The following is a 14,887-nucleotide window of genomic DNA, read 5'->3' on the forward strand; positions in this document are numbered from 1 at the left end:
GCAATACGGCGGCGTCCGCGCCGCCGCACCGGTCGACAGCCCGACACTGCGCTGCTAGAAGCCCGGCCTGTCACACGGAAATCCCAGAGAATGCCTGAAGCAATACAAGAGGAAGTGGCGCGCCGCCGCACTTTCGCGATCATCGCCCACCCCGACGCCGGCAAGACGACGCTCACCGAAAAGCTTCTGCTGTTCGGCGGCGCCATTCAGCTTGCCGGCGAGGTCAAGGCCAAGAAGGATCGCATCCAGACCCGGTCCGACTGGATGAAGATCGAGCGCGAGCGCGGCATTTCGGTCGTCACCTCGGTGATGACCTTCGAGTATGAAGACAATGTCTTCAACCTGCTCGACACGCCCGGCCACGAGGATTTCGCCGACGACACCTATCGCACGCTGTCGGCAGTGGACTCGGCGGTCATGGTCATCGACGCCGCCAAGGGCATCGAGCCGCGCACGCTGAAACTGTTCGAGGTCTGCCGGCTGCGTGACATCCCGATTATCACCTTCATCAACAAGATGGACCGCGAAAGCCGCGACCCGTTTGAGATTCTGGACGAGATCGAGCAGAAGCTGGCGCTGGACACGGCCCCCATTACCTGGCCGATCGGCCGCGGCAAGACGTTTGCCGGCACCTATCACCTGGCGCTGAACGCCGTGCGCAAGGGCGATGCGGAGAAAGAGCGCACGCCGGTCAACGGTCCCGATTCCAACCGCGTCGCCGGCCTTTTGCCGGAAAACGAGCGCGAAGCCTTCATCGAGGAACTGGAGCTGGCGCGGGAGGCTTGCCGACCTCTTGATATTGACGCGTTCCGCGAAGGCCATCTGACGCCGGTCTATTTCGGCTCGGCGCTGCGCAATTATGGCGTGCGCGACCTCATCGAGGCGCTCGGCGCCTTCGGGCCGCCGCCGCGCGCGCAGGAGGCCGACACCCGCAAGGTCGAGGCGACCGAGGAGAAGATGACCTCCTTCGTCTTCAAGATCCAGGCCAACATGGACCCCAACCACCGCGACCGAATCGCTTTCGTGCGTGTCTGCTCCGGCAAGCTCGAGCGCGGCATGAAGGCCAAGCTGGTGCGCACCGGCAAGCCGATGAGCCTGTCGGCGCCGCAATTCTTCTTCGCCCGCACCCGTGTCACCGCCGACGAGGCCTTTGCCGGCGATGTCGTCGGCATCCCCAACCACGGCACGCTGCGCATCGGCGACACTCTGACCGAGGGCGAGGAGATCCTGTTTCGCGGCGTGCCGAATTTCGCCCCGGAAATCCTGCGCCGTGTGCGCCTGGGCGACGCGATGAAGGCCAAGAAGCTCAAGGAAGCGCTGCATCAGATGGCTGAGGAAGGCGTCGTGCAGCTGTTTTCGCCTGAGGATGGGTCACCGGCTATCGTGGGTGTGGTCGGCGCCCTGCAGCTCGACGTTTTGAAGGAACGTCTGAATTTCGAATACACTCTGCCGGTCGAATTTGAGATGTCGCGCTTTTCCGTCTGCCGCTGGATATCGGCTGACGACAAGGCCGAGACGCTTCGCTTCATCGAGGCGCATCGCGGCGACATCGCCCGCGACCTCGACAATGACCCGGTGTTCCTGGCCCAGCACGCCTTCTCGCTGAACTACGAAGCCGAGCGCTGGAAGGCTATCCGCTTCGCGACGATCAAGGACTATCAAGTCCGCGACAAGGCGGCTTGACGCGCCATCTTGCCTTCTCCCCGTTCACGGGGAGAAGGTGCCCGAAGGGCGGATGAGGGGCGGCACCGACCTCAATGGCCGCCCGGCCCTTCGCACGGCTCAGGGCGTTCGAAGCTCGAAAAGCCAAGCAATTGGCTTTTCGTCCGCTACGCGGACCGCTTCTCACCCCTTGGCCGCCGCTTCGATCTTCGCAATATCGATCTTGCTCATCTGCATCATCGCCGACATCACCCGGCCGGCCTTGGCCCTGTCCGGATCCAGAAGCAGGCGCGGCAGTTGCTCCGGCACCACCTGCCACGACACACCGAATTTGTCCTTCAGCCAGCTGCATTGCGACGGTTCGCCGCCACCTTCGATGAGCTTGTCCCAGAAATAGTGGACCTCTTCCTGGGTCTTGCAGTCGATCGACTGTGACATCGCCTCGTTGAACTTGAATTGCGGTCCGCCATTGAGCGCCTGGAACGGCACGCCGTCGAGCTCGAACGTGGTCAACAGCACTTTGCCCGCATCGGCGCGGCCTTCGGGCCAACGCAGAACGCTCAGCACCTTCGAATTCTTGAAGATGGAGACGTAGAAATTCATCGCCTCTTCGGCCTGGCCGTCGAACCACAGGCAGGTGGTGATCTTTTGCATGTCGAGCTCCTCGGGATGTTTTGGTTGCGGTTACGGATGAAACGGCTGACTCTAGAAATGGTGCCATTCCCCTGCCGTTGACCAAAGGACGCGCGCCCAGCAGGCGATCCGACACTGGCCGCAATTTTTTTCGCAAACTCCGATTTTTACGAGAATCTGGCGCATTGCAAAAATGTGGCCAGACCATACTTGGCGGTCTATAAACCCTGCGATCCAAATTCAGCGCTGCCACGCTCCGCACTGGGCGCAGCCAGCCAGCTAAGGAAAGTTCATGCCCGCCTATCGTTCCCGCACCACCACCCATGGCCGCAACATGGCCGGCGCCCGCGGCCTGTGGCGCGCTACAGGCATGAAGGATTCGGATTTCGGCAAGCCGATCATTGCGGTGGTCAACTCCTTCACCCAGTTCGTGCCCGGCCATGTCCATCTGAAGGATCTCGGCCAGTTGGTGGCGCGCGAGATCGAGAAGGCCGGCGGCGTCGCCAAGGAATTTAACACCATCGCGGTCGATGACGGCATCGCCATGGGCCATGACGGCATGCTCTATTCGCTGCCGTCGCGCGAGCTGATCGCCGACTCGGTCGAATACATGGTCAATGCGCACTGCGCCGACGCCATGGTCTGCATCTCCAATTGCGACAAGATCACCCCCGGCATGCTGATGGCCTCGTTGCGCCTCAACATCCCGACCGTCTTTGTTTCCGGCGGCCCGATGGAAGCCGGCAAGGTGGTGCTGGCCGGCAAGACGCAGGCGCTCGACCTCGTCGATGCCATGGTTGCCGCCGCCGACGACAAGATCTCCGACGAGGACGTCAAGGTCATCGAACGCTCCGCCTGCCCGACCTGCGGCTCATGCTCCGGCATGTTCACCGCCAATTCGATGAATTGTTTGACCGAGGCGCTCGGCCTGTCGCTGCCGGGCAACGGCTCGACGCTGGCGACCCACGCCGACCGCAAGCGCCTGTTCGTCGAGGCGGGCCATCTCATCGTCGATCTCGCCCAGCGCTATTATGAGCAGGATGACGAGACGGCATTGCCGCGCAGCATCGCCTCCAAGGGCGCCTTCGAAAACGCGATGACGCTCGACATCGCCATGGGCGGCTCGACCAACACCGTGCTGCACATCCTGGCGGCCGCGCATGAGGGCGAGGTCGACTTCACCATGGAAGACATCGACCGGCTGTCGCGGCGGGTTCCGGTGCTGTGCAAGGTCGCACCGGCCAAATCCGACGTGCATATGGAAGACGTCCACCGCGCCGGCGGCATCATGGCCATCCTCGGCCAGCTCGACAATGCCAGGCTGCTCAACCGCGACCTGCCGACCGTGCATACGGCGAGCCTTGGCGAAGCGCTCGACCATTGGGATATTTCCCGCACGACAAGCCAGAATGTTCGCGACTTCTTCCTTGCCGCCCCCGGCGGCGTGCCGACGCAGGTCGCCTTCAGCCAGGATCGCCGCTGGGACGAGCTCGATCTCGACCGCGAGAAAGGCGTCATCCGCTCGGCCGAGACGCCGTTCTCGAAAGACGGCGGCCTTGCTGTGCTGAAGGGCAATCTGGCGCTCGACGGCTGTATCGTGAAGACGGCCGGCGTCGACGAGTCGATCCTGAAATTCACCGGTCCGGCGCGGGTGTTCGAAAGCCAGGACGCTTCGGTCAAGGCGATCCTGTCCAACGAAATCAAGGCCGGCGACGTCGTCGTCATCCGCTATGAGGGACCGCGTGGCGGCCCCGGCATGCAGGAAATGCTCTATCCCACGAGCTATCTGAAGTCGAAGGGCCTCGGCAAAGCCTGCGCGCTGGTCACCGACGGCCGCTTCTCCGGCGGCACATCAGGCCTGTCGATCGGCCACGCCTCGCCGGAAGCGGCGGAAGGCGGCACGATCGGACTGGTTCAGGAGGGCGACACGATCGAGATCGACATCCCCAACCGCACCATTCACCTGGCGGTCAGTGACGCTGAACTCGATGCTCGGCGTACCGCGATGGAGGCCAAGGGCGCCTTGGCCTGGAAGCCCGAGGAAAAGCGCAAGCGCAAGGTGACGACGGCGCTGCGCGCCTACGCCGCCTTCGCCACCAGCGCCGACAAGGGCGCGGTGCGGCACGTGCCGGAGTGAGGTCTGCGCCAGCCCCGTCATCCGGCCGCCCGAAGGGCCGGATGAGGGGGCATGGCTCCGACATCCGGAAATCCTCACGGCATCAACTGATACTCATAAAGCTTCTGATACAGCCCGCCCTGGTTGAGCAGCGTGCGATGCGCGCCGCTTTCCACCACCTTGCCGGCTTCCAGCACCACGATCGTGTCGGCCTGGTGCACGGTCGACAGGCGGTGGGCGATGACGATCGTCGTGCGCCCGACCGTCAGTTGCTGCAGCGCATCGCGGAACAGCGCCTCGGATTCGGCGTCGAGCGCACTGGTCGCTTCGTCGAGCAGCAGGATCTCCGCATTGCGCAGCATGGCGCGCGCGATCGAGATGCGCTGGCGCTGGCCGCCTGACAGCAGCGCGCCGTTTTCGCCCACATCCGTGTCATAGCCCTTGGCCATGGCGCTGATGAAATCATGCGCGTTGGCGGCCTTGGCGGCGGCGATCACCTCGTCGTCGGTCGCGTCCTGGCGGCCAAGGCGGATGTTGTGCATCACTGTGCCGGCAAACAGGAACGTGTCCTGGCTGACATAGGCGATCTTTTCCCGGACCGAAGCCAGCGTGGCGTCGGAAATGTCCTGGCCGTCGAACATCACGCGGCCAATCTGGGGATCGTACATGCGCATGATCAAATTGAGGATGGTCGACTTGCCGCTGCCCGAGGGCCCGACAAGAGCCGTCATCTGGCCGGCGGCAAGCGTCAGGTCCAGTCCCTCGAACACCGGCGGGCTTTCGGGGTAGGCGAAGCTCACATTGTCGAAACGGATCTCGCCAGGCCCCGTCTGCAGCGGCTTTGCATCGGGCTTCTCGGCCAGCGTCAGCGGCCTGTCGGCAAGCTGGAACATCATGCGCACGCCGACAATGCCGGTTTCCAGCGAGATGCGCACGCGCGCCAGGCGCTTGGCCGGTTCGTAGGCCAAGAGCAGCGCTGCGATAAAGGCCATGATGTTGCCCGGCATCTGGCCCCCACCCAGAACCAGAAATCCGCTGACCAGGACGGAGCCGGAAATTGCCAGCCCGGCGAGGGTCTCCATTACCGGGCTGGTGGCGGCTTCCAGCGTCGCGATGTTGTTGGCGCGGTTCTCCACGTCCGACACGGCCTTGTACATGCGCTTGCGCATCGCGCCTTCGAGGCCGAAGGACTTCACAACGCGCACGCCCACTGCCGTTTCCTGCATCACCTGCACGATCTGGCCGAGCGAGCGGAATTCCTGCGCGGCAATCTTGCGCACGCGCTTCAGAATGTGGTTGACGCCGTAAATGGCTATGGGGCCGATGACGAAGCAGATCAGGGACAGCGCCGGCTGCTGCCAGACCATCACCCCCACCAGCACAACCATCGTCACCAGATCGCGCACATAAGATGTAACGACAAGGTCGAGCACGCTGCGCGCCGCCTGCGCATTGTTGGTCATGCGCGTGATCAGCTCCGACGACGAGGTCGAATGATAGAACTCGATGCCTTGCGCCAGGATGCGGTCGTAGATCTTGCGCTGCCGGTCGGCGATGATGGCGTTGCCGACCCGGCTCATGAAATAGGCCTGGACGAAGTTGGCGATGCCCTTCAGGACGAAGATCGCCGCGACCCCCTCGGCGATCAGGTTGACGCGGTCGAGCCTCTTGTAGATCACGAATTCATTGGTGATCTCGCGCAGGATCCAGGCGCTGGCGCCCGTCATGGCGGCCACCACCAGCATCGACGCGATCGCGGCGGCATAGCCAAACTTGTGCTCTTGGAAGGATTCCCTGACCAGCCTCGCGATGAGGCGCTGGTTTTCCGTCGAACGGAAGAAGCGAAACAATGGTTGATCCCATGCCTGACTGAGACGAATTTCGGATTCGCCACGGGGGCGACTGGCGGCTTATAGAGCGAGTTGCCGCCGGATGGAACCTTTGGAAAAGAGGGGTGCCCATCACGACGAGAGGGCGCTCAATCTGCAGGGAGATGACGACAGATGGATTTCGACCTTGTTGTGCGCGGCGGAACGCTGCCTGATGGCACTATCGCCGATCTCGGCATTGTCGGCGAGACGATCGTCGCCATCGAGCCAAAGTTGAACGTCAGCGCCGGCACGGCGATCGACGCTCACGGCAATCTGATCTCGCCACCCTTCGTCGACCCGCATTTCCATATGGATGCGACGCTGTCCTACGGCATTCCGCGCATCAACGCCTCGGGCACGCTGCTCGAAGGCATTTCGCTGTGGGGCGAGCTGAAGCCGCTGCTGACGCATGATGCCGTGCGTGAGCGGGCGCTCGCCTATTGCGACTGGGCGGTCTCGATGGGGCTGCTCGCCATCCGCACTCATGTCGATGTCTGCGACGACCGGCTGCTGGCGGTCGAGGCGCTGCTCGACGTCAAGAAGATTGTCGCGCCCTATATCGACCTGCAACTGGTCGCCTTTCCGCAGGACGGGTTTTATCGCTCGCCGACGGCGCGGCAGAACACGCTGCGCGCGCTCGACATGGGTGTCGACATCGTCGGCGGCATCCCGCATTTCGAACGCACCATGGCCGACGGCACGCGCTCGGTGACCGAACTTTGCGAAATCGCGGCAAAGCGCGGGCTGATGGTCGACCTGCATTGCGACGAGACCGACGATCCGCTGTCACGCCATATCGAGCAGCTTGCCTATGAGACGCAGCGCCTCGGCCTGCACGGCAGAGTGGCCGGCTCGCACCTCACCTCCATGCATTCGATGGACAATTATTACGTCTCAAAGCTCCTGCCGCTCATCGCCGAGGCCGGTGTGTCGGCGATCCCCAATCCGCTGATCAACATCATGCTGCAGGGCCGCCACGATACGTTTCCCAAGCGCCGTGGCCTGACCCGGGTCAAGGAGATGCTGGCGCTCGGCATCCGTGTCGGCTGGGGCCAGGATTGCGTGCTCGACCCTTGGTATTCGCTGGGCACCGCCGACATGCTCGACGTAGCCTTCATGGGCCTGCACGTCGCGCAAATGTCGAGCCCGGCCGACATGGCACGCTGCTTCGACATGGTCACCAATGTCAACGCGGCCATCATGGGCCTCGATCATCTCGGCCTTGCCGTGGGCAAGCGCGCCAGCTTCGTAATTCTCGACGCCGGCAACCCGATAGAGGCCTTGCGCCTGCGCGCCGAACGGCTCTGCGTCGTTGCCAGGGGCAAGGTGGTGGCCGAGCGCACGAAGCAGGAGACGCGGCTGTCGATCGCCGGGCGGCCGGGCCAGGTGAACCGCCGGCATAATGCCGCAAGTGCGACGGCGTCGTAGGCAATCAGGCCGGCCCAACAGCCCATTGCATCTGCTTCACCAAGAAGAACGACGCCTTTGCCGAGTGCCTGCAGCGCATCGACCTCGATCGGCGCGCCGAATTCAGAAGGGTTTCGGCTTTCGATCCCTGGGACAGGCCGACCATCTATCGCCCGATCATCATCCGCCCGCGGCCTCAATAGCCCGGCTTTCGCAGCAAGGTTACGGATAGCCAGGAAAGGCATAGAGACAGCCGATTTCCGCCGCTGGTCTTACCGATTTGCCTCGTCAAAGCGGCGACTTGGAGCTAGGGAGCCGCATGGCCCAGTCACTCGCTCGCAACTTTACGATCAGGAACGTGCTTCTGGCCGGCATTCTCTTGATGCTGGCCGGCGACTTCATGTTCGCGCTGAACGACGCGATGGGCAAATGGCTGGTCGCCTCTTTCTCGGTTGGCCAGGTGGTGTTTATCCGCTCGATCGGCGCGTTCATCGTTCTTGGCCCGATGATCGCCAACCAGCGCACTGCGAAGCTGTTCCAGATGGAGCGGCCTGTCCTCCAGTCTCTGCGCGTGGTTGCGACAACGGTCGATACCGCTCTGTTCTATGCCGCCGTTGTCTATCTGCCGCTTGCCGACGTGATGAGTTTCTACATGGCCGGGCCGATCTATGTGGCGGCGCTGTCGCATTTTCTGCTCGGCGAAAAGGTCGGATGGCGCCGCTGGGCTGCCATCCTGGTCGGCTTCTGCGGCGTGCTAATCATACTGAAGCCGTCCTCGGCAGCGTTTTCGCTCTCCTCGATGTTCGCGCTGGTCGGCAGCATTGCCTTCGCTTTCGCCATCATTCTCAGCCGCCGTCTGCGCGGCACCAGCGACACCACACTGGTCACCTGGCAGACGATCGGCACTCTGCTAGTCGGCGCCGTGATGACCATCGGTGCCTGGCGCACGCCCTCGGCGCTCGATTTCGGCGCCATGCTCCTGCTCGGCATCGTCTCCTGCAGCGCCCATCTGATGATCACCAGGGCGCTGAAACTGGCGCCGGCCTCGACGCTGGCGCCGCTGCACTACAGCCTGCTTTTGTGGGCGGTGATCTTCGGCCTGGCCTTCTTCGGCGACGTGCCGGGACCGCGCATCCTGATCGGCTCGGCCATCGTCGTCCTCGCCGGCCTGTTCATCTTCCACCGCCAGAAGGTGGTCGAGACGGTGGTGCCGCCGGAGAACGTGCCGAAGGGCGTGAACTGAAGCGGTAGAGCGTAAAGCGCATCGCACGGTACCGTTTGAAGCGATGCCGCGTTAGCATCTGATAACTATGGAATTATCGCCCAGAATTACTGAAGTGTTCGGTCAAAAAGTTCGGTATTTACATCGATATTTTGCGGTGTAAATTTCCTGCCGGGCGCAATCCTGGATTGATTCTTGGCAGGGATAGGCCAAGACCAATATCTCCGGGGAAACTGTGGTTGGGGGGATAATGGGTAGCTTTTCTATCTGGCATTGGCTGATCCTTTTGGTCTTTATCGGCTTGCCGCTGGTGTTCGTCCTACGAGCGCCGCCAGCCGGCAGCAATCGTTTCGGGGATATCCCGCCTCCGATGAATTTTACCGAGGCTATTTCAAGCTTTTTCCAAAATTATGTGAATTTTTCAGGCAGGGCCAGCCGCTCCGAGTTCTGGTATTCTTACCTTTTCCTCATCATTGTCGCTGTCATTGCCTCGCTAATCGACCTTGTTGTGGACAATGAAATCATCTCCTCGCTCTGGAATCTTGCCGTTCTTCTGCCGACACTTGCCATGACCACGCGCCGGCTGCACGACATCAACAGAAGCGGTTGGCTTCAACTTCTTGCGGGGTTGTTCCCCATAGGCACCATCGCGCTGATCGTCTGGTACTGCAAAAAGTCCGACGATACAGTGACGATGAGTGAAATAGAGCGGGTTTTCAAATAGAGGCCGACGTCTAGCCCGCGCGCACAGCTGCAAGATGGCGTGAAAACTCAGGCGTCTCCATCAGCGTCTTGCAGCGGGCGAAACGGCCGTCGGCATAGGCACGGAAATCCTCGACCGGATTGTTGTTGGCAAGCTGGATCAACCCCCACAGCGTCCACAATAGGTCGCACATCGCCTTGTAGATGACGACGCGGCCGCGTTCGGCCGGCTTTGCCTCGCCGCCGAAATAGGCGCGCATCAGCTCTTCCTCTTGTGCAGTGTCGAATTTGCCTTCGACGCTGAGATCGCCGATATCCCAGAGCGGGTCGTTCATCCCTGAATATTCCCAGTCGACGATCCACATCCGCTCGCCCGTATCGAGAAAATTCTCGCACAGCGGGTCGCAATGGCAGGCGGCAAGCGGCAGCTTGTGAGCGGCAAGGGCAGCACGCACGGTTTCGGATTCGCGCACGACGTCGTGGTAGCCGGGAGGCAAGGCCACGTCCTTGGTCGATAAGACGTTGAGGTAGTCGTCGATCATCGCAAACAGCTCGAAGCGGAACGGAAACACGGCGCCGGACGCGTGCAGCTTGCGAAAGGCTTCGCCTGCGCGGGCCGGGCTACCGGCGCGCAGCTTGAACTTCTCCGGCGACATCGTCTCGGCGCCGGCAACGAAGCGGCTCGCCATCACGCCCGTCTTGGGGTCGACATGCAGCACCTCGGGACTGACGCCGGCTTTGGCCGCCTCACGCGCCGCCACCGCTTCATTGGCGCGGTTGATGTACTCGTCGGTGCCTTTGCCGGGGATACGCAGGCAGATATCGCCGGCCCGGAAGACGAGATTGGTCATCCCGCCCAGCCGCTCCAGCGGTCCGTCATAGCCGGCCAGTGCCGGAATCGCCGCAAGTGTTGCGCGTACCTCGTCCATCCCCATGCCTGTTGCCCTGGCGTGTTATTTCTTTCGACAACGGTTCCACAGTTTTCGCCGTTTGGCTATCATCGGTTCGAGGGTGAGCATCGAGCTGGCGGAGAAACAGCGATGACGGGAAACAAGGATCATGGCGGGCTCGGCGCCGCCTATGAGGCGCAACGGCCCGAGGACGTGGCCGCGATCTATGACAACTGGTCGGAAACCTACGATGCCGACATGTCGGCCGCCGGCTACCGCCATCCAACGATCTGCCTGGCCCTGCTCGCCCGCCATCTGCCGCGTGGCGCCGCCCCGCTGCTCGATGCCGGCGCCGGCACCGGGCTGATCGGCGAATGGCTGGCCATTACCGGCTACCCCCAGGTCGAGGCGCTCGACATTTCGCAGGGCATGCTCACTAAGGCGGCGGCAAAGGGCGTCTATTCGGCGCTGCATTGCCTGGCGCTCGGCGGCCCGCTGCCCTTTGCCGACAATGCCTATGCCGGCATCGTCTCGGCCGGCGTCTTCACCTCCGGCCATGTCGGCGCTGACGGGCTGGACGAACTGATCCGCATCTGCCGGCCGGGTGGCGTCATCGTGCTGACGGTCAAGAACACGCTGTGGAACGCCGGCTTTGCCGAACGCATCGCTGCGCTCGAGGCTGAGGGCAGGGTCGTGCGCGCCGAGGAGACTGCGCCCTATGTCTCGATGCCCGGCGAGGCGGATACGGTGCCCAGCCGCGGCCTCGTGCTGCGCATGAGCTGATCCAGGATCTATACCTTGATCTTGCTCATCGTCGGATCGTACATCGGCTCGAGATGGATTTCGGCCGGCGTCCGCTCCATCGCCACCACCAGCTCATAGTCGCCTGAGCTGAGGAAGTCGTCGCTGACGCCGTCGGCATTGCGCACATAGCCATAGCCGATGTTCTTAGCCACCGTGTAGCCATAGCCGCCGCTGGTGAGGTAACCGACCGGTTCGCCATTGCGCAGAATCGTCTCGCGCCCGACGAGAACGATATCGGGATCGTCGACAGTGAAGCCGGCAAAGCGTTTCTTCAGTTCGCTGCCGCTGATCTTTTCGAGCGCCCGGCGGCCGACGAAATCGGTGTTCTTCCTCAGCTTCACCGCCCAGCCGAGGCCGGCTTCCTGCGGCGTGTCGTTGGGCGTGATGTCGGAACCCCAGGCACGATAGCCCTTCTCCAACCGCAGCGATTCCAGCGCCCGGTAGCCGACCGGGCGGATGCCGTGCGGCTCGCCCGCCGCCATCAGCGCATCGAAGATTTCGCCGGTGGCGGCGATCGGCACATGCAGCTCCCAGCCAAGCTCGCCGACATAGGTGACGCGCAGCGCCCGAACCGTGTGGCCGGCAATGGCGATCTCTCTGATATGACCGAACGGGAAGGCGGCATTCGAGACATCCGCCTCGGTGACCGCCGCAAGCACGTCGCGGGCGCGCGGCCCCATCAGCGACAGCGTGCCGAAATCCTCGGTGACATCTTTCAACGTCACGTCGAGCTCCTTGCCGACATGGTCGCCGATCCAGGAGAGGTCGTGCGTGCGGAAGCCGGTGCCGGTGACGATGTAGAATTTGTCCTCGGCGAGCCTTGCCACCGTCAGGTCGGCCTCGATGCCGCCGCGCGTGTTGAGAAGCTGGGTATATGTCAGCCGTCCCACAGGCTTGGCGACGTCGTTGGCGCAGATCCAGTCCAGCGCCTTCTGTGCGTCCGCACCCGTCATCTCGTATTTGGCGAAGGAGGACTGATCGAAAATACCGACCTTTTCGCGCACATGCCGGTGCTCATCACCGACGGGCGCGAACCAGTTTTGACGGCCCATCGAATAGATGTCTTCAGGCTCGGTGCCCTCGGGCGCGAACCAGTTCGGACGCTCCCAGCCAAGCTTCGAGCCGAACACGGCGCGATGCTGCTTCAACCGCTCATAGAGCGGCGAGACGATGCGCGGCCGGCCCGATAGGTACTCCTCATGCGGAAAGCCGATCGTGTAGTGCTTGCCATAGGCTTCCAGCGTGCGGTCGCTGACCCATTGCCGGTCGCGGTGCAGGCCGGAGAAGCGCCTGATGTCGACCACCCAGAGGTCGAGCGGCGCCTCGCCGTCGACCACCCATTGCGCCAGCACCCAGCCGGCACCGCCACCCGACGCAATACCGAAGGCGTTGAAGCCGGCGCCGACGAACATGTTGGCGCATTCGGGCGCGACGCCGAGGATGAAATTGCCATCCGGCGTAAAACTTTCCGGTCCGTTGATCATCTGCTTGACGCCGGCCCGCTCCAGCGCCGGCACGCGCGCGATCGCCTGGCTCATATGCTGTTCGAAATGATCGTAATCGTCGTCGAACAGCCGGAACTCCCAGTCATCGGGGACGTCGCCGCCAGGCAAGCCGGTTGCCCAGGCCTGCGGGTTCGGCTCATAGCCGCCCATCACCAGGCCGCCAACCTCTTCCTTGAAATAGGTGCGTCGGTCGGGGTCGCGGATGGTCGGCGCGTCGGTCGCCAAGCCGTCGATCTTCTCGGTGATGATGTACTGGTGCTTGACCGGCTGCAGCGGCACGGAAATGCCGGCCATCGCGCCAACCTGGCGCGCCCATTGCCCGGCGCAGTTCACCACCTTGTCGCAGGCGATGTCGCCCTTGTTGGTCTTCACAGTGGTGATGCGCCCTTCCTTCATGTCGAAGCCGGTGACGCGAACATCCTCGAACAGCTTGGCGCCATGCATGCGCGCGCCCTTGGCCAGCGACTGCGTGATGTCGGAGGGGCTGGCCTGGCCGTCGGTCGGCAGCCAACTCGCGCCGACGAGGTCGCTGGTCTCCAGCAGCGGCCACATCTTTTTCACCTCAGTCGGTGACAGCAACTGCATGTCCATGCCGAAGCTTTTTGCTGTCGTCGCCAGCCTTTTGTATTCGGTCCAGCGGTCGGCGTTGGTGGCAAGCCTGAGGCACCCGGTCATCTTCCAGCCGGTGGCGAGCCCGGTCTCGGCCTCCAGCCCCTTGTAGAGCTCGACCGAATATTTGAGCACCCGGGTGATCGAGGCCGACGAGCGCAGCTGTCCGACCAGCCCGGCCGCATGCCAGGTCGAGCCGGAGGTCAGCTTGCCCTGCTCCAGCAGCACGACATCGGCCTTGTGGTCGCGCGCCAGATGATAGGCCGTCGAACAGCCGATAATGCCACCGCCGATGACGACGATGCCGGCTTGCGTTGGCAAGGTCATGGCCGTGTTCCGTATTTCGTGCGGTAATTGTCCAGCGCTGCGTCGAGCCGCGTCAGGTTCTCTTCGGTATAGGCGACGTAGTCGATGCCGGGCGCATCGAGATAAAGCTCGGAAACCATGCTCCACATCGCCTCGCGCAACAGTGATGCGCATTGCATGGCCGCATGAGAACGACGGATAGCCTCATCCGGCTCGCGCATGAAATAGGCGGTGAGGAAGGCGAAGGACTCGGCGTCGCTCATCTCGGCATTGGAGGCAACACCGGCAAGATCGAACATCGCGGTGTTGAAGCCGGCATATTCGAAGTCGATCAGCCATAGCCTGTCACCGTCGTCAAGAATATTCGCCGGCAAAAGATCGTTATGGCCGAACACGATCGGCAGCAGTTTCTGCGCCCGCTCCAACTCGTCGGCCAGCGCCAAAAGCCGTGGCAGCTCGTCGCGCTTGCGGCTGCCGCCTTCGCTCAGTGTGCGCGCATAGTCGCGGATGACATGGAAGACCCAGAACATGAAGCCGGCGCCGGAAATGTGGTTGGGCATCTCGCGATGGAACCCGCGCATGAGCGCGGCCACCCGGCCGATATTGGCGCGCACGTCTTCTGCGACATAGGTTTTTGCGCCGAGGAATTCCGTGACCATGATGCCAGGTTCAGAATATCGAACCGCCGGCGCGAAGCCCGCTTCATGCGCAGCCCGCGATGTCATCACCTCGCGGTCGCGAAAGACGTGGTGGAACGGATAGTCCTGGCCGAGACGCACGACGTGCCGCCCGGCCGCGTCCTTGACTAGGTAGTTTGCGTTGCTGAGGCCGCCCGGCAGCGGTGCAATGTCGACGCTGCCGTTCCAGCAGGGCAGGGCCCGGATGCGATCTTCAGCAGTCACGGGCCACCCCTGATTTGTAATTTGGCGGAGCTTCGACAACGCGGCGCGCCGCGCAAAGAGGGTTGGGGGAACGCAAAAATCTCGTCGGTGCGGGACGCCGGGACTCTCCCGTCCCGCGCCGCACCGACGAGCCCCTTTGGCCAGGTTTTGATACCCGGTCTCCGCCCCCGCGGATTTGAAAAGCCTTTGTGCCAGATCAATCCCAGACGGTCTGGCCAGACGGTCCGGTCCGTGAATTGCGGCTCTGCCATCACCCTC

The 14,887-nt window shown here is 62.9% G+C and carries 11 protein-coding genes; 6 read left to right on the top strand and 5 right to left on the bottom strand.

Going from position 1 to position 14,887, the window contains the following annotated elements; genetic code table 11:
* Window positions 1-90 precede the first annotated feature (90 nt).
* Window positions 91-1,683, top strand: coding sequence for a peptide chain release factor 3 (locus ACYHH6_RS07650; RefSeq protein WP_352582142.1), 1,593 nt, complete (start codon window positions 91-93; stop codon window positions 1,681-1,683).
* A 162-nt stretch (window positions 1,684-1,845) separates the two neighbouring features.
* On the opposite strand, the gene ACYHH6_RS07655 is transcribed toward ACYHH6_RS07650, so the two are convergent.
* Window positions 1,846-2,316, bottom strand: a complete 471-nt coding sequence (locus ACYHH6_RS07655; RefSeq protein ID WP_352582140.1) for a VOC family protein — start codon at window positions 2,314-2,316, stop codon at window positions 1,846-1,848.
* A gap of 271 nt (window positions 2,317-2,587) precedes the next feature.
* Between ACYHH6_RS07655 and ilvD the strand changes: the two genes are divergently transcribed.
* Window positions 2,588-4,432, top strand: a complete 1,845-nt coding sequence (gene ilvD / locus ACYHH6_RS07660) for a dihydroxy-acid dehydratase (protein ID WP_352582138.1) — start codon at window positions 2,588-2,590, stop codon at window positions 4,430-4,432.
* A gap of 74 nt (window positions 4,433-4,506) precedes the next feature.
* On the opposite strand, the gene ACYHH6_RS07665 is transcribed toward ilvD, so the two are convergent.
* Window positions 4,507-6,261, bottom strand: a complete 1,755-nt coding sequence (locus tag ACYHH6_RS07665; RefSeq protein WP_352582136.1) for an ABC transporter ATP-binding protein — start codon at window positions 6,259-6,261, stop codon at window positions 4,507-4,509.
* Window positions 6,262-6,414: 153 nt separating this feature from the next.
* On the opposite strand from ACYHH6_RS07665, the gene ACYHH6_RS07670 reads away from it, so the two are divergent.
* The 3 genes from ACYHH6_RS07670 to ACYHH6_RS07680 all read left to right on the top strand — a co-directional run bounded on the left by ACYHH6_RS07670 (window position 6,415) and on the right by ACYHH6_RS07680 (window position 9,635).
* Window positions 6,415-7,710: an amidohydrolase family protein gene (locus tag ACYHH6_RS07670; RefSeq protein WP_352582134.1), complete on the top strand. Its 1,296-nt coding sequence runs from the start codon at window positions 6,415-6,417 to the stop codon at window positions 7,708-7,710.
* A gap of 298 nt (window positions 7,711-8,008) precedes the next feature.
* A complete protein-coding gene (locus ACYHH6_RS07675) occupies window positions 8,009-8,932 on the top strand; it encodes a DMT family transporter (RefSeq protein WP_352582132.1) in 924 nt (307 codons plus the stop codon).
* A 229-nt stretch (window positions 8,933-9,161) separates the two neighbouring features.
* Entirely contained in the window at window positions 9,162-9,635 is a 474-nt protein-coding gene (locus ACYHH6_RS07680; RefSeq protein ID WP_352582130.1) for a DUF805 domain-containing protein, read from the top strand.
* A gap of 10 nt (window positions 9,636-9,645) precedes the next feature.
* Here ACYHH6_RS07680 and ACYHH6_RS07685 read toward each other — a convergent pair whose 3' ends face one another.
* Complete coding sequence (locus ACYHH6_RS07685; protein WP_352582128.1) at window positions 9,646-10,548, bottom strand: phosphotransferase; 903 nt, start codon at window positions 10,546-10,548, stop codon at window positions 9,646-9,648.
* 105 nt (window positions 10,549-10,653) lie between these two features.
* On the opposite strand from ACYHH6_RS07685, the gene ACYHH6_RS07690 reads away from it, so the two are divergent.
* Window positions 10,654-11,286, top strand: coding sequence for a class I SAM-dependent DNA methyltransferase (locus tag ACYHH6_RS07690; protein ID WP_352582126.1), 633 nt, complete (start codon window positions 10,654-10,656; stop codon window positions 11,284-11,286).
* An 8-nt stretch (window positions 11,287-11,294) separates the two neighbouring features.
* Here ACYHH6_RS07690 and ACYHH6_RS07695 read toward each other — a convergent pair whose 3' ends face one another.
* Together ACYHH6_RS07695 and ACYHH6_RS07700 are read right to left on the bottom strand one after the other, a co-directional pair.
* Window positions 11,295-13,748 carry a GcvT family protein gene (locus tag ACYHH6_RS07695; protein ID WP_352582124.1) on the bottom strand — a complete coding sequence of 818 codons (2,454 nt, stop codon included), beginning with the start codon at window positions 13,746-13,748 and terminating at the stop codon, window positions 11,295-11,297.
* Complete coding sequence (locus tag ACYHH6_RS07700; protein WP_192249745.1) at window positions 13,745-14,629, bottom strand: phosphotransferase family protein; 885 nt, start codon at window positions 14,627-14,629, stop codon at window positions 13,745-13,747. The genes ACYHH6_RS07695 and ACYHH6_RS07700 overlap by 4 nt, the downstream gene beginning before the upstream one ends.
* Window positions 14,630-14,887: the final 258 nt, after the last annotated feature.

The organism is Mesorhizobium sp. P171375 (assembly GCF_057786075.1).